The 19,728-nt window shown below is 73.2% G+C and carries 22 protein-coding genes and 1 pseudogene; 15 read left to right on the top strand and 8 right to left on the bottom strand.

From position 1 onward, the window contains the following. Window positions 1–14: 14 nt before the first annotated feature. The 5 genes from ACFYUV_RS31780 to ACFYUV_RS31760 all read left to right on the top strand — a co-directional run bounded on the left by ACFYUV_RS31780 (window position 15) and on the right by ACFYUV_RS31760 (window position 5,404). Window positions 15–1,199, top strand: coding sequence for an MFS transporter (locus ACFYUV_RS31780; protein ID WP_387674718.1), 1,185 nt, complete (start codon window positions 15–17; stop codon window positions 1,197–1,199). Window positions 1,200–1,340: 141 nt separating this feature from the next. After that, window positions 1,341–2,153 (top strand): phytanoyl-CoA dioxygenase family protein, encoded by an 813-nt coding sequence (locus tag ACFYUV_RS31775; RefSeq protein WP_387674715.1) that lies wholly within the window; start codon window positions 1,341–1,343, stop codon window positions 2,151–2,153. Window positions 2,154–2,215: 62 nt separating this feature from the next. Then, window positions 2,216–3,082, top strand: coding sequence for a GyrI-like domain-containing protein (locus tag ACFYUV_RS31770; RefSeq protein ID WP_387674712.1), 867 nt, complete (start codon window positions 2,216–2,218; stop codon window positions 3,080–3,082). A gap of 271 nt (window positions 3,083–3,353) precedes the next feature. Next, the gene (locus ACFYUV_RS31765) at window positions 3,354–4,844 is read left to right on the top strand and encodes a hypothetical protein (protein WP_387674709.1); all 1,491 of its coding nucleotides are present in this window, start codon (window positions 3,354–3,356) and stop codon (window positions 4,842–4,844) included. Further along, entirely contained in the window at window positions 4,841–5,404 is a 564-nt protein-coding gene (locus ACFYUV_RS31760; protein ID WP_387674706.1) for a GNAT family N-acetyltransferase, read from the top strand. Before ACFYUV_RS31765 ends, ACFYUV_RS31760 begins: the two co-directional genes overlap by 4 nt. 71 nt (window positions 5,405–5,475) lie before the next feature. Here ACFYUV_RS31760 and ACFYUV_RS31755 read toward each other — a convergent pair whose 3' ends face one another. Next, the gene (locus ACFYUV_RS31755; RefSeq protein ID WP_387674703.1) at window positions 5,476–6,333 is read right to left on the bottom strand and encodes a helix-turn-helix domain-containing protein; all 858 of its coding nucleotides are present in this window, start codon (window positions 6,331–6,333) and stop codon (window positions 5,476–5,478) included. 94 nt (window positions 6,334–6,427) lie between these two features. Here ACFYUV_RS31755 and ACFYUV_RS31750 point away from each other — a divergent pair, with 94 nt between their 5' ends. The 4 genes from ACFYUV_RS31750 (at window position 6,428) to ACFYUV_RS31735 (ending at window position 8,381) form a co-directional block, all read left to right on the top strand. Next, window positions 6,428–7,108: a polymer-forming cytoskeletal protein gene (locus ACFYUV_RS31750; protein ID WP_387674700.1), complete on the top strand. Its 681-nt coding sequence runs from the start codon at window positions 6,428–6,430 to the stop codon at window positions 7,106–7,108. 127 nt (window positions 7,109–7,235) lie between these two features. Next, a complete protein-coding gene (locus ACFYUV_RS31745) occupies window positions 7,236–7,781 on the top strand; it encodes an isochorismatase family cysteine hydrolase (RefSeq protein ID WP_358287058.1) in 546 nt (181 codons plus the stop codon). Window positions 7,782–7,830: 49 nt separating this feature from the next. Then, on the top strand, window positions 7,831–8,112 hold the full coding sequence (locus tag ACFYUV_RS31740; protein WP_387674697.1) for a GntR family transcriptional regulator: 282 nt from the start codon (window positions 7,831–7,833) through the stop codon (window positions 8,110–8,112). Next, a complete protein-coding gene (locus tag ACFYUV_RS31735; RefSeq protein ID WP_387674694.1) occupies window positions 8,100–8,381 on the top strand; it encodes a hypothetical protein in 282 nt (93 codons plus the stop codon). Before ACFYUV_RS31740 ends, ACFYUV_RS31735 begins: the two co-directional genes overlap by 13 nt. A 35-nt stretch (window positions 8,382–8,416) precedes the next feature. Here the strand turns inward: ACFYUV_RS31735 and ACFYUV_RS31730 are convergent, their stop codons facing one another. Genes ACFYUV_RS31730 through ACFYUV_RS31720 form a run of 3 tightly spaced genes read right to left on the bottom strand, consistent with a single transcriptional unit; the run spans window position 8,417 to window position 11,294 of the window. Beyond that, the gene (locus ACFYUV_RS31730; protein WP_387674691.1) at window positions 8,417–9,580 is read right to left on the bottom strand and encodes an aminotransferase class V-fold PLP-dependent enzyme; all 1,164 of its coding nucleotides are present in this window, start codon (window positions 9,578–9,580) and stop codon (window positions 8,417–8,419) included. Between the two features lie 11 nt (window positions 9,581–9,591). Continuing rightward, window positions 9,592–11,004 (bottom strand): aminopeptidase P family protein, encoded by a 1,413-nt coding sequence (locus tag ACFYUV_RS31725; protein WP_387674688.1) that lies wholly within the window; start codon window positions 11,002–11,004, stop codon window positions 9,592–9,594. After that, entirely contained in the window at window positions 11,004–11,294 is a 291-nt protein-coding gene (locus ACFYUV_RS31720) for a DUF2218 domain-containing protein (protein WP_387674685.1), read from the bottom strand. The genes ACFYUV_RS31725 and ACFYUV_RS31720 overlap by 1 nt, the downstream gene beginning before the upstream one ends. 105 nt (window positions 11,295–11,399) lie before the next feature. Between ACFYUV_RS31720 and ACFYUV_RS31715 the strand changes: the two genes are divergently transcribed. Further along, window positions 11,400–11,927: an ArsR/SmtB family transcription factor gene (locus tag ACFYUV_RS31715; RefSeq protein ID WP_387674683.1), complete on the top strand. Its 528-nt coding sequence runs from the start codon at window positions 11,400–11,402 to the stop codon at window positions 11,925–11,927. Window positions 11,928–12,023: 96 nt separating this feature from the next. Here ACFYUV_RS31715 and ACFYUV_RS31710 read toward each other — a convergent pair whose 3' ends face one another. After that, complete coding sequence (locus ACFYUV_RS31710; protein ID WP_387674680.1) at window positions 12,024–12,887, bottom strand: YwqG family protein; 864 nt, start codon at window positions 12,885–12,887, stop codon at window positions 12,024–12,026. A 198-nt stretch (window positions 12,888–13,085) separates the two neighbouring features. Between ACFYUV_RS31710 and ACFYUV_RS31705 the strand changes: the two genes are divergently transcribed. The 4 genes from ACFYUV_RS31705 to ACFYUV_RS31690 all read left to right on the top strand — a co-directional run bounded on the left by ACFYUV_RS31705 (window position 13,086) and on the right by ACFYUV_RS31690 (window position 16,610). Next, complete coding sequence (locus tag ACFYUV_RS31705) at window positions 13,086–13,712, top strand: ArsR/SmtB family transcription factor (RefSeq protein WP_387674677.1); 627 nt, start codon at window positions 13,086–13,088, stop codon at window positions 13,710–13,712. Beyond that, window positions 13,712–15,019: an MFS transporter gene (locus ACFYUV_RS31700; RefSeq protein ID WP_387674674.1), complete on the top strand. Its 1,308-nt coding sequence runs from the start codon at window positions 13,712–13,714 to the stop codon at window positions 15,017–15,019. The genes ACFYUV_RS31705 and ACFYUV_RS31700 overlap by 1 nt, the downstream gene beginning before the upstream one ends. A 180-nt stretch (window positions 15,020–15,199) precedes the next feature. Further along, the gene (locus ACFYUV_RS31695) at window positions 15,200–15,664 is read left to right on the top strand and encodes a MarR family winged helix-turn-helix transcriptional regulator (RefSeq protein WP_387674671.1); all 465 of its coding nucleotides are present in this window, start codon (window positions 15,200–15,202) and stop codon (window positions 15,662–15,664) included. Window positions 15,665–15,704: 40 nt separating this feature from the next. After that, complete coding sequence (locus tag ACFYUV_RS31690) at window positions 15,705–16,610, top strand: NADP-dependent oxidoreductase (protein WP_387674668.1); 906 nt, start codon at window positions 15,705–15,707, stop codon at window positions 16,608–16,610. 12 nt (window positions 16,611–16,622) lie between these two features. Here the strand turns inward: ACFYUV_RS31690 and ACFYUV_RS31685 are convergent, their stop codons facing one another. Continuing rightward, a complete protein-coding gene (locus ACFYUV_RS31685) occupies window positions 16,623–17,465 on the bottom strand; it encodes a LysR family transcriptional regulator (protein WP_387674666.1) in 843 nt (280 codons plus the stop codon). Window positions 17,466–17,537: 72 nt separating this feature from the next. Between ACFYUV_RS31685 and ACFYUV_RS31680 the strand changes: the two genes are divergently transcribed. Further along, window positions 17,538–18,788 carry an MFS transporter gene (locus ACFYUV_RS31680; RefSeq protein WP_387674663.1) on the top strand — a complete coding sequence of 417 codons (1,251 nt, stop codon included), beginning with the start codon at window positions 17,538–17,540 and terminating at the stop codon, window positions 18,786–18,788. On the opposite strand, the gene ACFYUV_RS31675 is transcribed toward ACFYUV_RS31680, so the two are convergent. After that, on the bottom strand, window positions 18,727–19,254 hold the full coding sequence (locus ACFYUV_RS31675) for a DUF1062 domain-containing protein (protein ID WP_387674660.1): 528 nt from the start codon (window positions 19,252–19,254) through the stop codon (window positions 18,727–18,729). The two genes, ACFYUV_RS31680 and ACFYUV_RS31675, sit on opposite strands and share 62 nt — an antisense overlap. 168 nt (window positions 19,255–19,422) lie before the next feature. Beyond that, a pseudogene (locus ACFYUV_RS31670) lies at window positions 19,423–19,554 on the bottom strand (VOC family protein); the annotation flags it as partial. Window positions 19,555–19,728 lie beyond the last annotated feature (174 nt).

Here is a 19,728-nt window from a genome sequence, read left to right as displayed (position 1 = left end):
CCACACCGCCCCCTGTGCCGCCTTCCGGTTCCGCCGCGGCGGCGCGCGCGGCGGCGGGCCGGCGGATGTGGCCGCTGTACGCGGCCGGGTTCACCACCGCTTTCGGCGCGCACGGCATCGCCGCCAACCTCGGCGGGTTCTCCACGGACGCGGTCACCTCGCTGCTCGTCCTCGGCGGCCTGCTGGCCCTGTACGACGGCGCCGAGGTGCTGCTCAAGCCCCTGTTCGGCAGCCTCGCCGACCGTATAGGCGCCCGTCCGGTGCTGGTGGGCGGGCTGGTGGCGTTCGCGGTCGCCTCCGGCCTGTACGTCGTCGCCGACAGCCCCGGCTGGTTGTGGGCCGCCCGCCTGGGCCAGGGAGCGGCGGCCTCGGCGTTCTCACCGTCGGCCTCGGCGCTGGTGGCCAGGCTCAACCCGGCCGCCAAGCTCGGCCGGGCCTTCGGCGGCTACGGCTTCTGGAAGTCGATCGGCTACACCCTGGGCCCGCTGCTGGGCGGTGTGCTGGTGTGGGCCGGCGGCCTGCGGCTGCTGTTCGCGGTTCTGACCGTGCTGGGCGCGGCGGTCGCCGTGTGGGCCGCGCTGGCCGTGCCCGCGGTGCCGCCGCTGCCCAAGGTCCGCCAGACGGTGCTGGACCTGGCGCGGCGCCTGGCCGATCCGGCCTTCCTCGCGCCGACCGCCGCCCTGGCCGGGGCCACCGCCGCGCTGTCGGTCGGCGTGGGCTTCCTGCCCGTGTCCGGCCGGGCCGCCGAGCTGGGCACGGTCGCGACCGGCGCGGCGGTGTCCGTCCTGGCGGCGTGCGCGGCGGTGGTCCAGCCCAGGGCCGGGCGGGCCCTCGACGAAGAGCGTCTGTCGACCCTTACCGGCCTGCTGGGCGGGCTGCTGGTCACCGCGGCGGGGCTGGCCTGCGCCATGCTGCCCGGTCTGGCCGGCATCCTGTCGGCCGCCGTGCTGATCGGGGCCGGGACGGGGCTCATAACCCCGCTCGGTTTCGCCGCCCTCGCCGCCCGCACCCCGGCCGAACGCATGGGCCAGACCATGGGCGCCGCCGAACTGGGCCGGGAGCTGGGCGACGCCGGCGGCCCGCTGCTCGTGGCCGGCGTCGCCACCCTGGCCTCGCTCACCTACGGTTACGCGGCCCTCGCACTCCTGCTCGCGGCCGGCCCGCTCGTCGCCCTCACCCTGCGCCGCCGCACCCATTGAAGAACCGCCACGCCGGCGATCCCTCGCCGGGGTGTCCCACAGCATGGCCCCCACGAGCCGTGCCGGCTCAGTCTCATACCCGACAAAGGTGGTACGGAAGATGTCGGGCCACCGGGGCCGGTGTCGTCGCAGGCTGGTGGCATGAATGACACGACCTTGGTATCCCGTTTCCTCCGCGACGGCTTCGTGAAACTGGAGGGCGCCGTCGCGCCGCGCGTGGCCGCGGACTGCGCGCGGCTGCTGTGGCGGGAGACGGGTTGCGACCCCGACGACCCGTCGACGTGGACGCAGCCCGTGCACTGGGTGGGCGGCATGGCGCAGGGACCGTTCGCCGCCGCGCCCAACTCCCCCTTCCTGCATCACGCGTACGACCTGCTCGTCGGCGCGGGCCGCTGGGAGCCGCGCTACTCGCTCGGCACGTTCCCGCTGCGCTTCCCCCACGAGGACGAGCCGGAGGACGCGGGCTGGCACATCGAGGGGAGCTACCTGCCGGAGGGCGAGACCTGGTACTTCACGAATCTGCGCTCCCAGGGACGGGCGCTGTTGATGCTGTTCCTGTTCAGCGAGGCCGGCGAGGAGGACGCCCCGACCCGGATCCGGGTCGGCTCACACCTCGACGTGCCGAAGGTGCTGGAGAAGTACGGAGAGGACGGGGCGAGCGGGCTGACCCTCGCGCCCGATGTGGTGGCGGCGTCCGACCACCGGCCACTCGCCCTCGCCACCGGGTCCCCGGGCGACGTCTTCCTGTGCCATCCGTTCCTGGTGCACGCCGCGCAACCGCACCATGGGGTGCGACCGCGCTTCATGGCCCAGCCGCCGCTGATGCCGGCCGCGCCGTACGAGCTGGAGCGGGCTGACGGTGCGTACTCGCCCGTGGAGATCGCGATCCGCCGGGGCCTGGGACGGGACACCCCCGGTCCGGACGGGGACGGCGCCGGCAGCAGCGCCGGGTAGACCTGCTTCACGGCTATCGTCGGCAAGATGGCCGTGAAGAGGGACGAGAACGGAGGCCGGCCATGCTGGAGCGGCTGAACCAGGCCCTGGAGCACATCGAGCGCCATCTCGACCAGGCCATCGACATGGAGCAGCTGGCACGCATCGCGGCCACCTCCGAGCACCACCTGCGCCGGATGTTCTCCGCCCTTGCGGGCATGCCGCTGTCGGAGTACGTCCGGCGTCGTCGGCTCACCCTCGCGGGCGCCGAAGTGCTCGCTGGGCGTGAAACGCTGCTGGAGATCGCGGTGCGCTACGGCTACGGCTCCGGTGAGGCGTTCGCGCGGGCGTTCCGTGCCATGCACGGCATCGGACCAGGCGAGGCCCGGCGGACCGGCGCCGCACTCAACTCCCAGTCCCGGATGGTCTTCCGTCTCGTCATCGAAGGGAGAAGCAGCATGCGGTACCGCGTCGTGGACAGGGCGGACTTCACCGTCGTCGGGTTCAAGACCCGGGTACCGCTGGTGCACGCGGGCCCGAACCAGGCGATCATGGACTTCGTCCGTGGGATCGACGCACAGACTCTGGAGCGCCTGGAGAAGCTGTCGGACCAGGAGCCGCACGGCATCGTCGCGGTCTGCGACGACATGGACCCCAGCCGCGCCGAGGGCACCGAACTCGACTACCACCATGGCGTGATCACCTCCGCGGCCGCTCCGGAGGGCACGACCACGCTGGACGTCCCGGCCGGTACGTGGGCGGTCTTCACCACCTCCGGGCCGGCGCCACAGGCCATCCAGGAGCTGTGGCGGGACGTGTTCACCGAATGGTTCCCGTCGAACCCGTACCGCACCCGCACCGGTCCCGAGATCCTGCGCATCCACCTGTCGCCGGACAAGACCGAGGCCGACGCCGAACTGTGGCTCCCGGTGGAACCCGAGCACAGCTGAACACCGCGGCCCCCGGACAGCCGGGCCTCAAACCTCGCGCTCGTTCGCCAGGCCGGAGCCAGACCTGCCCAAGACCGCGGCCTTCATGTGCCGGCCCCGACCCCAGGAAGCGCGTTGGCAGACGTCGAGGTAGCCCCGCACGCAGGCGCAGATCAACGCCGCTTCGCGTCCGGACCCCGAGGGGCCGCCGCGACAGCGAGGCGGCCCTGTGACAGCGGGGTGACAGGCGTCGTTCGGGGCGTGTTAGGCGCTGATCCCTATAACCGTTGGCATGTCGATCACCGACCTCCTCCGCCGGGAATGGGCCGCGTTCCGCCGTCCAGGCCGCCTGACCGCCCTTGCCGTCGCGGTCCTCGCCGTCATCGGGCTGGGCCTGTTGTCGGCGTCCGGGAGCCGTTCCTCCTGCGACGGCCCCTGCCCCGCCACCCCCGTGGCCGCCGACGGCTCCGCCGTCGGCGACAGGTTCTGGTTCCTGCACCGCGGCCTCGGTCGCCAGGGCGCCATCACGGTCCGGATGACGTCCATGACCGGGACGATCACCTACCCCCCGCCGAACCACGACAGCATCGTCGCCGGTCTGGTGCCCTGGGCCAAGGCCGGGATCATCGTCAAGGACGGCACGCGCCAGGGCTCCCGCTACGCGGCCCTGGCCATGACCGGCGCCCACGGCGTGCGCTTCCAGTACGACTACCGGCACGACGTGGCGGGCAGCCGCGACCGGCTCCCCCGCTGGCTGCGCCTGACCCGCTCCGGCGACACCATCACCGGCGCCGAGTCCGCCGACGGCAACCGTTGGCACACCGTCGGCACGGCGACGCTGGCCGGGCTGCCGGACACCGTGCGGGTCGGCCTGTTCGCCACCTCACCCGGCGACCTCACGCTCCGCGAGACCGGCCTCGGCGGCGCGGTGGAGGAGTCGCGGTTCACCCAGGCCGTCGGCGTCTTCGACCACGTCACCGTCGAGGGCGGCGACGGCGGCTGGGTCAGTGAACCCGTCGGTCAGATGAACCAGACCGACTGGGAGAAGTACCACAATCCCTCCGGAGCCGTGCGGAAGGGCGAGGTCGTCACGGTCAGCGGCACCGGCGACATCGGGCCACTCGGCGAGGACAGCCCGCGCGTCGTCGAGAACCTCCTGGCCGGGCTGGTGATCGCGCTCGCCGTCGTGCTCGTGGTGGCGGCCCGCCTCGGCTCGCGCACCGCCCGGGAGGCGGTCCCGCGGCGGGTGGTCGCCGCGCGCGCGGCCGTCGCAGGGGTGGCCGCCTTCGTGACCGGGCTGGTCGCCGCGGGGGTGGCCCTGCCGGTGGGCCTCGCGATCATGAAGGGCAACGGCGTGCCGGCGCAACCGCTGCCGCTGCTCACCGGGGCGCGGGTGATCGCCGGCGCCGGCCTGGTGCTCGCGCTCGGCGCCGTCCTCGCGTACGGGCTGGGCGTGTGGCTGCGCCGGACGGCGGTCCTCGTCGCGCTCGCGCTGGTCGCGCTGCCGTACGGCCTGACGGCGTTCCCGCTGCTGCCCGACGCCGTCGCCGGCTGGCTGCTGCGGCTGACTCCGGCGGCGGGCTTCGCCGTGCTGCAGACGCGGGTGGAGTATCCGCAGGTGACCGCCCATTACGCGCCCTCGGCAGGGTACTTCCCGCTGCCCGGGTGGGCGGGACTCGCCGTGCTGGGCGCGTACGCGGCGGTCGCGACGTGGTGGGCCCTGCGCCGCGGGGCCGCGCCGGGACCGTCCGCGCCGCCCGGTTCTGGCATCATCGCCGGATGATCCCCATGACGACCGACCGGCTGCTGCTGCGTCCACCGGACGACGACGACCTCGCTCCCTTCACCGCCATGAACGCCGATCCCGAGGTCATGCGGTACATCGGCGACGGTTCCGTCCTGCCGCCGGACCCGGACCGCACGGCGGCGTGGATCGCGCGCGCCCGGCGGGAATGGCAGGAGAGCGGGCACGGCCCGCTCTCCGTCGTCGTGCGCGAGACCGGGCTGACGGCCGGCTGGGTCACCCTGACGGTGCCCGCGTTCCTCCCCGAGATCCTGCCCGCCGTGGAGATCGGCTGGCGGCTCGGACGAGCGTACTGGGGCAACGGCTACGCCACCGAGGCGGCCGGACGGCTGCTGCGGTTCGGGTTCGCCGAGTGCGGCCTCGACCGGATCGTCAGCATCCGTCACGTGGACAACCAGCGGTCCCGCCGGGTGATGGACAAGCTCGGCCTGCGGTTCGCGTTCGAGACGGTGGTCCCGGCCCACGGACGGCCGGTCGCCGTGCACGAGATCACCAGAGCCGCTCACGAGGAGCCCTCACCTCACCCGCGCCTGCCGTAGACGCCGGCTGGCGGTTCCTGCGCCGCCATCCCCTGCGCTGCGCCTGGTCGGCGGCGGCCGGGCATGAGCCGCTAGGCGAGGTCGCGGGGAGGCCCGGAGGGCCAGGCGACGTCGTCCACCGCGAGGAACGGCGAGAGCGCGACCGTGGCCGGCGTCACCCCCGCGAAGGTCATGACGTCCCTGTGCAGGTGCGACTGGTCGGCGTAACCGCTCTCGGCCGCCACCAGGGCGGCCCGCTCACCGGCGGCCAGACGGTGGGCCGCCTGGTCGAAGCGGATGAGCCGGGCGACCCGCTTGGGCGTGAGGCCGACCTGGGCGCGGAACCGGGCCCACAGGCGCTTGCGGCTCCAGCCGGCCTCGGCGGCGAGCCGCTCGACGGGCACCCGCCCGCCGCTGGCCGCCATCCGCCGCCACGAGAAGGCGACCTCCGGATCGGCGGCCCGGCCCTCGTCGGCCCGCCTGGCCAGCGCGTCCCGCGCGATCGCGAACCGGTCCTCCCATGACCGGGCGGCCCGCAGCCGCTCCTGGACGCGTTCGGCCTCGCGCCCCCAGAGGTCATCGAGCGCGACCACCGTGCCGCTCAGGTCGGCGGACGCGCCCAGGACGGCGTGCGCCGTCATCGGCGACAACCGGATCTGCAGGCACTCCATCCGGCGGGTCAGGCCGCTCCCTCGCACCTGCCGGGGCGCGAGGCCGGCGACGACGCGTCCGAGCTGCCGGGAGCCGCGGTCGTCCTCGATGACGAACGGCTCGTCGCCGAGGTCGAAGAGCAGGGTGACCGCGGGGTGCGGGACCAGGGCGAGGTCGCGGAACTCGTTGGCCCGGTCGCTGAATCCCGCCATGACGACCCCGGGCAGGCCGCCCGGCCGCGACGGGACGGTGATCTCCCATCCGGGCACATGACCGCGAACCGGCACAACTGACCGCACCCCGCCATCGTACGAGCCCCGCGCCGCGGGTGATCCCGGCGGCCGGGGCCACACCCGGCGAACACCACCCGGCTGGATTGCTAGGGTCACGCGCATGCAATCGACGTATCTCGCCTGGGACGATGCGGTTGACCTGTTCGAGCGGCGCGGCCTGCCGAAGGAGACGTACGGGAACCTGTACGAGGAGGAGTACATCCTCGTGCCCGGTCCCGCCACGGTGACCGGCGAACTCCCCCTCGACGAGCACGAGCGCACGCCGTGGCGCGAGCACGCCCCCGACGCCGCGACCGGCTACATCGTGGACGGCGACCTGGTCGTCGACGGGAACGTCACCGACGTGGACGACGGCTCCGCCGCGCTGATCGTCCTGGGCGACCTGCGGGCGCGGAACGTCTACCTGGCCGGTGACGCCAAGCTGGTCGTGCGCGGCCACGTGACGGCCGAGACGTTCGTCGGCGACATGACCGACAAGCTGGTGATGATCCATGGCGACCTGCGCACCACCGTCTCGATCTTCTGGAACGAGTTCTGCCCCGACCTGGTCGCCGGCACCCTGCGCGGCAGGACCCTCACGCCGGCCTACCTCGACCTGTCCGACGCCGACGTCGGCGCCCTGGCCGACCCGTCGCCCGAGGTCCCGCTCAGCCGCCTCCTCGTGCCGGAACTGCTGGTCAGCGGCGCCCCCGGCCCCGACGACCTGCCCGAGATCGGCGTCCGCGGCGACGTCCTGCGCGACCGCCTGCTGTCCGGCCTGCCCCTCACGATCGCAGGATGAGCCCCACGGAGCAGGCGGAGCACCGCTCCGGTTGCTGATATCTCAACTCTTGCCTACTGTGATCTCAGTTTGACCGGAGGGGACGCGGGCCGTCGCGCCCGCCGGAAACACTGGACGGAGCAATGTCGTGACCACTGCACTCATCATCGGCGACCTCCAGCGAGGCATCACGGGCGGTTACCCGTTCGCCCAGCAGGTCGTGCCGCCGCTCACCGAACTGCTGCCCCGCGCCAGGGCGGCCGGCGTCCTGGTGGTGTTCGTGCACTTCGCGTTCCGGGCCAACGGGGCGGACGTGCCACCCGGCAGCGCGCTGATGAAGTCGTTCTTCGAGGCCGGCGACGCCTTCCACGAGGGGTCGGCCGGAACCGAGCTCGCCCTTCCGGTCGCCGACGAGGACGTCGTCGTGCTGAAGCGCCGCGCCAGCGCGTTCGCCGGGACCGACCTCGACCTCGTGCTCCGCGCGCGGGGCGTCACCACTGTGGCGGTCGCCGGGGTCGCCACCAGTGCGATGGTGGCCGCGACCTGCTACGACGCGGCCGACCGCGGCTACCAGGTGACCGTGCTGAGCGACGGCTGCGGCGACGGCGATCCGGCCCTGCACGACTTCTTCGTGGACGCCGTCTTCCCGAGCCGGGGGTTCGAAGTGGTGTCGTGCGACAAGTGGCAAGTCTGATCGCGGACGGGCGGGAGGCGTCCCGGCCGCTCCACCCCGTGACCGCGCGATGGCTCACCTGCCCGCGTTGCTGCTGGTCGGCCAGGAGGTCACCGGCCTCGACCGCACCGGCCAGGCGTACCGGGCGGTCCGGCGTCAGATCATCGACCTGACGCCGCCGCCGGGCAGCGGCTTCAGCGAGGCGTCGCTCGCGCGGCAGTGGCAGATGAGCAAGACGCCGGTGCGCGAGGCCCTGGCCCGCCTGCGGCGCGACGGGCTCGCGGACGCGCTGCCGCGCGCCGCGGCGTCGAGGGCACGGCGCTGGAGCGGGTGCCGCGGATGGCCGCGTTGATCGCTCCGGAGGTGGCGAGCCCGCCCGGGGAGCTGGCGGGCGTCCACGAGCGCCTGCGCGCCCGGGACGCGGACGGCGCCCGCGAGGCCATGAGCGGCCGGTGCGAGCGCGTGCGCCGGGACGTGTTGCGGGTCCTGACCAAGAGCACCTCCGTCAGCCGGGCCGGCATCGAGATGCCATCCCAGACGTGGGCCCATCGCTCGGGACGACGCGACCGGGCTCGTGGAACACTGTTCACGGTCAGCCGTGGGCGGTGGCGCCGGTTATGAGGTACATCAAGACTCCTAGTTTCAGAACGAAACACTCAGTTACGACGCTGCAAGGCGGCGCAGAGCGCGTCGACCTCCTCGTCGGTGTTGTAGTAGTGCACCGACGCCCGCACCACGGCGGCCAGGCCACGCTCGCCCAGGTCGTAGCGGGCGGACGTGACCGCGGACACGCTGGTGTTGATCCCGGCCGCGCTCAGGCGACGGTGCACGTCGGCAGCGGACTCGCCGTCGACGGTGAAGGTGACGATCCCGCACAACCGCTGCCCCCGGTCCTGAACGGTCACCCGAGGCAGCTCCCCCAGCCGCCGCCGCAGCCGGGCGGCCAACGCGGTGACGCGCTCCGCGATCGCCTCGACGCCCCAGCTCAGGGCGTAATCCACCGCGACGCCGAGGCCGATCTTGGCCGCGTAGTTGGCCTCCCAGTTCTCGAACCTGCGCGCGCCTGAACGGATCTCGTAGGTGTCCTGGCCGGTCCAGGTGGCAGCGTGCAGGTCGAGGAAGGGCGGTTCCAAGGTGTCGGCGAGCCGCTCGGAGACGTAGAGGAAACCCGTGCCGCGCGGCCCGCGCAGGAACTTGCGGCCGGTGGCCGACAGCAGGTCGCAGCCGAGCTTCCGCACATCGACCGGGAGTTGCCCGACGGACTGGCAGGCGTCGAGCAGGAACGGTACGCCCGCGGCGCGGGTCAGCCGGCCGATCTCGGCCGCGGGGTTGACCAGTCCGCTCTGGGTCGGGACGTGGGTGACGGCCACGAGCTTGACGTCGGCGGCGAGCCGCCGTTCCAGGTCGCGCACCGACAACTGGCCGTGCTCGTCGTCGTCGACCACCTCCACCCGAGCGCCGGTACGGCTCGCGACCTGCAGGAAGGCGATCACGTTGCTGGCGTATTCGGCGCGGGAGGTCAGGATCCTGTCCCCCGGTCCGAAGCGCAGCGCGTAGAAGGCCATGTCCCAGGCGCGGGTGGCGTTCTCGACCACGGCGATCTCGCCCGGCAGGCAGCCGATCAGCCGGGCGATCGCCTCGTAGACCGCGTTCACCTGCGGAGCCGCGACGGCGGCGGCCTCGTATCCCCCGATCCGCCCCTCCAGCCGCAGGTGTCCGATGACGGCGTCGAGCACCGGGGCCGGAGCGAGCGCCGCACCGGCGTTGTTGAGGTGCACCACCTCGGCGCATCCCGGGGTGTCGAGGCGGGCACGTGCCACATCCAGGAGACTCACGGCAGTCGAGGTCCCGCCTCGCGCTGGGCGGCGAGCCAGTTCTCCACCTCGTCGGCCCGGCTGGGCAGCGCGCCGGACAGGTTGACCGCGCCTTCCGCGGTGACCAGGATGTCGTCCTCCACCCGGATCCCGATCCCGCGGAGCTCGGCGGGAACCAGATCGTCCTCCGGCTGGAAGTACAGCCCGGGCTCGACGGTCAGCACGTTGCCCGCGCCGAGCTCGCCCCCGCGATAGCGCTCGGGCCGGGCGTTGGCGCAGTCGTGCACGTCGGTGCCCAGCATGTGGCCGAACCCGTGCAGCGTCCACCGCCAGTAGTGCATCGACGCCGGGTCCATCGCCTCGTCGGCGCTCACCTTGAGCACCCCGAGCTCGACCAGGCCCTCGGCGAGCGCCCGCATGCAGGTCAGATGGACGTCGGCGAACTTCACCCCCGGTTCGACCGCTGCGATACCGGCCTGCTGGGCGGCGTGCACGATGTCGTAGACCTCGCGCTGGAGCGGGGTGAAGACACCGGAGACCGGCAGGGTGCGGGTGATGTCGGCGGTGTAGAGCTGATGGCCCTCCACTCCCATGTCCATGAGCAGCAACTCGCCGGGCGCGGTGAAGCCGTCGTTGCGCTTCCAGCACAGGATCGTGGCGTGCGCTCCGGCGCAGACGATCGAGCCGTAACCGACGTCGTTGCCGTCGTGCCGGGCGCGCAGCCCGAAGACGCCTTCGATCAGCCGCTCGGACACACCCCGGTCGGCGGGCAGCACCCGGGCGACGTCCTCGAACCCCCGGATGGTGGCGTCGACCGCCTCCTGGAGCCGGCGGATCTCCCACTCGTCCTTGACGAGCTTGAGTTCGGCGATCGCCGCCGCGAGCGCCCGGTCACGGACGTCGTCGGCGGGCACGGCCGCGTCAACCCTGGCGTCGAGCCCGCGCAGCACCCGGGTGCGCCCTGGCACGCATCGCGCCAGGGCGGCGTCGAGGCCGGTCAGCGGGGCGGTGTCGACACCGAGCTCGGTCGTCTTCTCGTCGAGCGTACGGCGGCGCCCGGCCCACAGCTCGCCGGCCCGGTCGCGGAAGAACTCGTCCGTCTCCCGCGAGGAGCGCTGGTGGGTGTAGAGCAGGGCGTCACCGCCCGGTCGCAGGACCAGCACACCGTCGGGGTCGTGGTCGCCGGTGAGGTAGGAGAAGTCGCTTCCCGGGCGGAAGCGGTAGAGGGTGGCATTGGCGCGGATCTTGGCAGGTCCGGTGGGGATGACCAGCGTCTCCCCGGGAAAAGCGCGCGACAGCTCGGCGCGGCGGCGCGCGTGGTGCGGCACGCCCGGTTGGGGACGCACGTCCAGCGGCTGGTCGAGCCAGGCCGCGCGCATGAACTCCAGGAGCCTGGGCGGGAAGTCGGGGTCGTGGGCGGCCTTGGCCATCACCGGCTCCCGGCCCAGTCGACGTGGAGTTCTTCGTGAGCGGCGAAGCGCAGGAGATGCCTGGTGACGACGTCCTGGACGCCGCCCAGCGCGTCGAGGTCCGCGGCCTCGACGACCAGGACGAGCACCCCCTGGCTCGACCGCAGAGAGCAGGCGCCCGAGCGGAAGGTGATCGTCGCGCACCCCGGGCCGGTGTGCTCGGCGGCGGCCTTGTGGCCCAGATGGGAGACGAGCTGTTTGGCGTACCGCTCGGGGCGGTCGGTCGCGACGTGTGCCGTGGACACAAGCATGCGCCCTCCAAGTGTTTAGATATGTCGACGCTTTAGGCGCTCGGCAGTCTGCCAACGTCCCGCGCGATTTGTCAAAAGCGTCGACGATCCTCGACACTTGACCCCATGACCGATGAGCAGCTCCTCCCTCTGCGCTCATCCGCGCAGTACAAGGCGCTCGGGCACCCGATGCGCCACCGCATGGTGAACCTGCTGCGCCAGCGCCCGGCCACCCTCAGCGAGCTGACCACCGCGCTCGACTCCACCAAGGGCACGGTCGGCTACCACGTGCGGGTCCTGCGCGAGGCCGGGCTCGTCCGCCTCGCGAGCACCCGCCAGGTGCGCGGCGGCACCGAACAGCGCTTCGAACTCGTCAACCGCGGCTTCCAGCTCGACGAGGAGACCGGCGCCAGATTCCTGCACGACGTGGCCCTGGCCGAGATGTCACCCGTACGACCGGGCGACCCTGGCCACACCGTGCTGCACCACGTCTGGCTCACCCCGGAAGAGGCCCGCACGCTGGCAGGACGGATCGAAGACTACGAACACGGTCAGCGCCTCTACCCCGAACACGGCACCGAGCCCTACGGGCTGCTCCTCAGCCTCTACCGCGCCGACATCCCCCGCCTGCCACCGGAAGGCCGCCCCACGTGACAACCACGCCGACCGGCCGACGGGGCGACAAGCTGCCGCCGTTCCTCAGCAGAGGACGACATCCCCCTGCGCGACGCCGAGCAGGTGGTCAACCAGCTAGCACTGCATGGTGAGCCGGGCTTGGTCGAAGCGGTGGGTGGCCAGGTGTTCGGGGCGGATCAGCCAGTAGAGGGCGCCGGTGTCACCCCACGTCATCTTCGCGTCGCTGTCACTGTCGAACTGGGCGAGCAGGATCCAGCGTTGGGCTTCCCGGTCCAGGGCCGGGGTGCCCCAGGAGTGAACGCCGCCGAGCGCCGCGTTCGCGACCTCGTACTCCACCGGGCCCTGCACCGGTATGGCGTGGCCGCCGATCTGGTGGCCGATGCGGGTGCGCAGCCGCCGGAAGGCCCGGACGAACGGCCGGAGCGGGGCGGGGGTCTCGCGAGGGTCGGGCCAGGGCCTGCCGTCGCCGAGCAGGGTTTCCCGGGCCTGAGGCAGCCACAGGTCGGGTGCGCTCTCCTCGACGCCTGCGGCCAGTTCCACGTACGGGTACGGTTCCAGCTCCCGGGGTGTTTCCGTCCGGAGAACCGGCGTGCCTCCCGGGACGTGCAGCACCTGGGCCCCGTCCCACGTCTCGGGGGCGTCGAGGGAGCCGGACGAGCCGCCGTCGTCCATGTCGTCGTGGCCGTCGAAACAGAAGAACAGCAACGTCCCGTCCTGCGGGAAGGCCGCCGGCAGCCCGGCGTGAGGGAGCGCCGAGCACCGCACCGATGCGACGAAGGACAGCGGGCCGTGCCCCGGCCACCCGGGCCAGACGGCCCCGGCCGGCAGTTCCGGCTCCCCGCCGAGGGTGGCGACGGCCTGCTCGCCGTCCGCGGCCCGGCGCAGACGTACGCATGGACGCAGCAGTGCGGTCCACCGGTCGGCGAGGTCGGCGGGCAGATGCTCGGCGGCGAGACGGGAGTATCGCTCATCAGTCATGAGAGCCATGGTGCAGCGCGTCACTGACATCCGTGCCGTCCACCGGCCGGCTTGGGACGCGGCGATGCGGGCCGAGGTCTCGTCCAAGAGAAACCCCGCGGCTCGGTGGCTCCAGCGCTAGCGTCACCTCCCCAATTGCAAACATCTCTTCGCGAACAACTCTTTGCGAAGGACTGTTTGCGGTCTACGCTGCCGGACATGACCGAACCCTCCGAGAGCGTGGTCGTCCTCGACGCCAAGGGCCTGCGGGCGCTGGCCCACCCGGTACGGGTGCAACTCGTGGACCTGCTGCGCAAACACGGCCCGTCCACCGCCACCCGCCTGGCCGAACGCCTGGGGGTGAACTCGGGCACCGCCAGCTACCACCTGCGCAGGCTCGGCGCCGCCGGGTTCGTCGCGGAGGACACCGAGCGCGGCAACGCCCGCGAACGCTGGTGGCGCTCGGTCCACCACGTCACCCGGCTCACCGATGACGAGCTGTCGGAGCGGGAGCCCGAGGCGGTGCTCGCCTACATGCAGTCGATCGCCGCCCTGTACGGCCTGCGCACCCAGCGGACGCTCAACGAGCTGCCGACCATGCCGGCGGAGTGGCGGCGGGTGCTCGACCTCAGCTCCATCGCGCTGCGGATCACGCCGGAGGAGGGGCTTCGGCTGCGCGAGGAGCTGGCGGAGGTCGTCGACCGCTACCGGCGCGACACGCCCGGCCAGCCGGCGCCCGAAGGAGCCGCCCGGGTCTCGCTGATCACCCAGCTCCTGCCCGAACTGCCGGATGCAACCGAGCTGGCCGAAGCGTCAGAGCCGCCCGAGTCGGCCGAGGGTGCGTGATGGGGGCGCGCGAGTCGTTACGCCCGATGGCCGGCCTGCTCGCGGCCATGACGGTGTCGCTGACCGCGACGCGGGTGTCGGCCATCGCGTTGCCCTGGTTCGTCCTGACGACGACCGGGAGCCCGGCGCGGACCGGGATGGTGGCGTTCGCCGAGATGGCCCCGTACGCGCTGGTCAAGGCGCTGGCCGGGCCGCTGGCCGACCGGGTCGGGCCGCGCCGGATCTCCTGGATCGGGGACGTGGTGAGCGCCGCGGCGGCCGGGGCGGTCGTCCTCCTGCACGCCCTGGACCTGCTGCCGCTGGGCGCGCTGATCGCCCTCGTCGCGGTGGTCGGCGCGGCCCGCGGTCCGGGCGATCTGGCCAAGGAGATCATGATCCCGGAGGCGGCCGAGCGCGGGCGGGTGCCGCTGGAGCGCGCCACCGGGTTGATGGGCGTGACCGAGCGGCTGGCCCAGACGGTGGGGCCCGCGGCGGGCGGGGCGGTGGTGGCCCTGCTCGGACCGCTGGCGAGCCTCGTCATCAGCGTCACCTGCTTCGCGCTCGGATCGGTGATCGTGACGTGGGCGCTGCCGCGCGGCATGGGACACCGCGCTCCGGCGGAGGAGGCTCTGGAGGCGAAGGAGGGCTACTGGCGGCGGTTCGGCCAGGGTTTCACGTTCCTGCGCGGCGAACCGCTGCTGCTGTCCGTGGTCGTCATGGTCGGCGTCACGAACCTGCTCGACGCGGCCTTCAGCCAGGTGCTGGTGTTCGTGTGGGCCAGGGAGTCCGGTCACGGCGCCGCCGTGGTCGGCCTGAACAGCAGCGTCATGGGCTTGGCGGCGGTCGGGGGCAGCCTGGTCGCGGCCGCGGTGGCGCACCGGATGCGGCGCAGACCCGTGTTCTTCGTGGCGTTCCTGCTCGCCGGGCCGACCCGGTTCCTCGTCCTGGCGGTGGATCCGCCGTTGTGGGCCATGGCGGCGGTGTTCGCGGTGGGCGGGTTCGCCGGCGGGTTCCTCAACCCGATCCTCGGGGCGATCTCCTACGAGCGGGTGCCCCGGAGCCTGCTGGGCCGGGTCAACGCGCTGAAGGACTCCCTCGCCTGGGCCGGCATCCCGCTCGGCGGGCTGGTGGGCGGGGCGCTGGTGGCGGTCGCGGGGCTGACGCCGGTGCTGCTCGCCGGTGGTGCGGTCTACGCCCTCACCACGAGCCTGACGGGGCTGCGGCCCGAGTGGCGGCAGATGGACCGGCTCCGCGGCCAGGGCCCGCCCGTCCCGCCCGCCTCGCCGGCGCTGCCCGCGCCATCGGTCACACGCCGGCGGCGATCTTGAGGAGCACCACGCCGCCGATGATCGCGGCGAACGAGGCGAGCTGGGCCGGCGTGATCTTCTCCTTGTAGATCAGCGCGCCGAGTACGCCCCTGCCGATCGAGCCAATGCTTGCATGTGCATGTATGCTTTTGTCAATCCCGCGTCCGAGAGACCGGGTCCTCAGAGAAGGAGGAGGCTTCCATGGCTCCGACGGCACCCACTCCGCACCCGGCCCCGGCGCCCTCGGCGGTGTCCAGCTCCTGGAACGACGTCCTGCTGCTGCACGCCCGCGTGGAGAACGCCCTGGCCACCGCCCTCCAGCGGCGGCACGGCATCGGCCTGTCGGAGTACCGGGCGCTCGGCCATCTCGCCACCTCGGACGCCGGCGAGCTGCGCATGCAGGAGCTGGCCGACCGGATCGGGCTCAACCAGAGCTCCGTGACCCGGCTGGTGACCCGGCTCAACACGGCGGAGCTCACGTACCGGGACCTGTGCCCGGACGACAAGCGCGGGGTCTACACCGTCATCACCGACGCGGGCCGGGCCCGCTACGCCGAGGCGAACGTCACCTACGAGGCGACGCTGAGGACCGCCCTGGAGGAAGCCGCCCAGGCCGACCCTCGGCTGGCCGCCGCGCTGCCGGCCCTGGGCCTGCTCGACCGGTGACCCCGCCATTCCCCTTGTCTCGAATATCGAGGAGTTGAACATGCGTGCTGTGCGGATCACCCGCTTCGGCGGCCCGGACGTCCTGACGGTCGCCGAGACGCCGCCGCCCCGGACCTCGGACGGCGAGGTGCTGGTGAGGGTCGTCGCCTCCGCCTTGAACCCGGTTGACGACAAGACCCGTGAAGGGGCCATCGGAGAGGGCACCCCTCCCCTGCCGACGACCCTGGGATGGGAATTGGCGGGCATCGTCGTGGACAGCCGGGACGATGCGCTGCCCGTGGGTGAACGGGTCTTCGGCATGTCCCACCAGCTCGGCACCGGCCGGGGGACGTGGGCCGACCTCGTGGCCATGCCCGCCGGCTCGCTGGCCGTGGCGCCGTCGGCGGTCAGCCTGGTGGAGGCGGCGACGCTGCCGTTGCCGGGGCTCACCGCCCTGCAGACGCTCGACTGGCTGGACGTCCGGGCGGGCGAGCGGCTGCTGGTGGCGGGCGCGGCGGGCGCGGTGGGCGGGCTGGCCGTGCAGCTGGCGCGGGCGCGCGGCGCCCGGGTGGACGCGCTGGTCTCCAGGCCGGCGCAGGTCGAGGTGGCCACCGAGCTGGGGGCCGAACGGGTCACGACCGACCCAGCCGACCTTCCGGCGGGGGCCTACGACGCCGTCTTCGACACCTTCGGGGCCTTCGCCGTCGAGGCCGTGGCCGACGGAGGCCGCTACGCCTCCGTCGCCACCCAGGCCGGGCCGGTGCCCGACCTGTCCCGTCGATCGGTCCGCACCACCGTCAACCAGGTGCGCGAGGACGGCCCCGGCCTCGCCGAGCTGGCCAAGGCCGTCGACGCGGGCCAGGTCAGGACCCGGGTCGAGGCCCAGTACGGCCTGCAGGACGTCGGTGCGGCCCACGAGCACTTCCGGCGCGGCCGGCTGAGCGGCAAGATCGCCCTGGTGCTCTGAGCCCGGCGGCGCTCAGATCATCCGGCGCAGCGCGGTCTCCACGGCGTCGATCAGCGCGTCTCCCTCGGTCTGCGGGTGCCGGGCCAGGCCGAGCTCGACGTCGGGCAGGGCGGGCAGGGCGTCCGGGTCGTGGCAGGCCATGTCCGGTTCGAGGTTGCCGGGCATGAGCGCGGCGACCCCGAGCCCGGCCCGCAGCGCCGCGAGCACCCCGGCCAGGCTGTTGCTCTCGAACACCGGCCGCCACCGCCGGCCGGTGCGGTCGAGCGTCTCCACCACCGACGTGCGCCACGCGCACGTCCCGGTGAACAGCACCACCGGCAGCGGATCGGCGGCCGGGTCGACACCCTGGCCGACCGCCCACACCAGCGGCCGCCGCACGGTCCAGCGCGGCGGCGCGGGAAGGTCGCTCGCCTCGTCGAGCACGAGCTGCACGCGGCCCGCGTGGTAGGCCTCCCGGATCGTGACCCCGGAGAGGCTCAGCACCTCCAGCGTCGCGCCGGGGTGCAGCCGGGCCAGGTCGGCGAGGGCCTGCGGCAGCTGCGCCGCGGCCAGGTCCTCCAGCAGCCCGACGCCGCAGCGGCCGGTGAGCGCGCGCCCGGTCGCGGTGAGCGCCTGCGCGGAGAGCGACAGAATGCGCTCGGCGTAGGGCAGCAGCTCCTCCCCCGCCCGCGTCAGCGACACGCCGGACGGCGACCGGTGGAGCAGCGGGCGGCCGACCGCGCTCTCCAGCTTGCGCAACTGCTGGCTGAGCGCGGGCTGGGTGTGCCCGAGCGCGGTGGCGGCGCGGCTGATGCTGCCCGCCCGCACAGCCGTGACGAACGACCGCAGCAACGACGTGTCCAGGTCTCTGGCCATAAGCATCCATTATGCCGGGTCCAACGAAAAAACGTCTTCCTATGGCCTGCGGGATGGCCTAGCGTCGCCCGGGTGACCGGATACCGACAGGTTCTCGCCGTGCGCGGGATGGCGGCGCTGCTGGGCGTCTCGCTGCTCGCCCGTGCCGCGATCACCGCCGACGTGACCGCGCTGACCATGTACGTCGTGCTGCGCCTGGACCTGGGCTACGTGGCGGCGGGCGGGGTCGCGGCCGCCCTGACCGCCGGGGTGGCGCTGGGCGGGCCGCTGCTGGGCCGCATGACGGACCGGCGGGGGCTGCGCGCCGTGCTCACGATCACCGTCGCGTCGCAGGCGGTGTTCTGGGCGAGCGTGCCCGTCCTGCCGTACGCGGTGCTGCTGGGCGCCTCCTGCGCGGCGGGGCTGCTGATGGTGCCGGTCCAGGCGGTGACCCGGCAGGCGATCGCCGCGATGACGACGCCGGGGCAGCGGCGGGCCGCGTTCGCGCTGGAGTCGGTGCAGGGCGAGCTGGCGTACATGGTGGGGCCGGCGGTGGTGATCCTCTGCGCGGCGGAGCTGTCTCCCCAGGCCGTGGCGTGGGGGCTCGGGGCGGTGATCGTGACCGGCGGGATCGGGATCGCCCTGCTCGATCCGCCGCTGCGGGCCGAGGGCGAGGTGGAGACCGGCTCGCCCGCCCGTCCGGCGCGCCGGGAGTGGCTGGACCGCCGCATGGTCGCCATGCTGGCGATGGGGTTCGGCGCCACGGCCCTGCTCAGCGGCATCGACCTGGCCATCGTGGCCACGCTCAAGGAGGCGGGCCAGGTGTCCTGGGCCGCCGTGGTCGTGGCCGTGTTCGGCGTGACCTCCGTCGCCGGCGGCCTGGTCTACGGCACGCTGCGCCGTCCGATGCCGACGTGGCTGCTGCTCGGCCTGCTCGGGCTGCTGACGATCCCCGCCGGGCTGGCCCACGACTGGCGCTGGTTGTGCCTGGCCGTCGTCGGCGCCGGGCTGCTCACCGCGCCGACCCTGTCCACGGTGGCCGACGCGGTGAGCCGGCTGGCGCCGGCCGGCGTACGGGGCGAGGCCACGGGCCTGCAGGCGTCGGCGGCGAGCGCGGGCTTCGCGCTCGGCTCGCCGATCGCCGGGCTGGCGATCGACGCCGCGCTGCCAGGTGGCGGCTTCGCGGCCGCCGGGCTGGCCGGCCTCGCCGCGGCCCTCGTCGGGCAGTTGCTGTCCCGCTCCCGGCGGGCGGACGATCGCCCGCCGGGCCGGCAGCCTGGATCTACATCAGAAGAAAGGAGAAGTCCTGTCTCGTCCTCCGATTCGGTGGAATGTCGATCTTGATGCGGCGGGCGACCTCGTCCCGGCCGACGCCCAGCCCGAGGCTGATCAGCCCTTCGGGACGCAGCGGGACGGGATCGTCGAAGGCGACCGTGATCCGGACGGGCCACGGACTCTCCGGAACGGGCGGCGCGACGAGCTCCCAGCACCCGTCCCAGTCGAGCGAGTACCGGTTCCGGCGGGCGGCCGCCGGGTCGAGCAGGGCCCGCGCCACGAGGGACGGCGAGTTGCCCGAGTACCCGGCCAGCAGGCCGGCGTCCAGCGAGCGGACCGGAACGCGGTCGTGGACGGTGAGCTTGCCGGTCCGGTCACAGGCCACGCAGTTGACCAGGAGCCAGACGTCGAGCAGCTTGCCGTTGGCGTTGACGCGGAACCGGCCGTCACCGACGGTGGCCCGCCCGGACGGACAGGCCACGCACCGCAGGACGAGCAGGGGCAGGCGGGTGCGCCGCACCACCCAGGGCAGCACGATATGAGGATGTGAAGACATGATCTCTCTGAAGACCTGACGAAGAGCACGGAAAACAGAGCCGACGGCGTCCGTCGGCGACCGATGCGCGGGAAGGTGTCAGGTCTGAAGAGCAGGCGGCGTCATGCGCGCGATGTCCTCACTCAGGGGTGGGTCAGGGGGCGGCGCTCAGCTCAGGCGGGCGCGCAGCAGGCAGAACTCGTTGCCCTCGGGATCGGCCAGGACGTGCCACGGCTCCTCGCCGGTCTGGCCGGCGTCGGCCGGACGCGCCCCGAGCTTGAGCAGGCGGTCGAGCTCGGCGGCCAGGCCGTGGGCGTCTCGGGCTGGGACGATCAGTTCGGAGATGCGGCAAGCCATGATCGGCACCCTACCCGTCGCCGGCCGCCGCCCTCCAATGCTTAACGGCCCCCCGGCGACGTGCGGCCCCGGCATCCGCGGCGATCACTTTGCAGTGGCTTGATCACGATCGTTCTC

The sequence above is a fragment of the Nonomuraea sp. NPDC003560 genome, from assembly GCF_042878785.1.
In the GTDB taxonomy this organism is placed as follows: domain Bacteria; phylum Actinomycetota; class Actinomycetes; order Streptosporangiales; family Streptosporangiaceae; genus Nonomuraea.
Note: the sequence above shows the minus strand (reverse complement) of the source record. Positions and strands in the feature narration are given on the sequence as shown.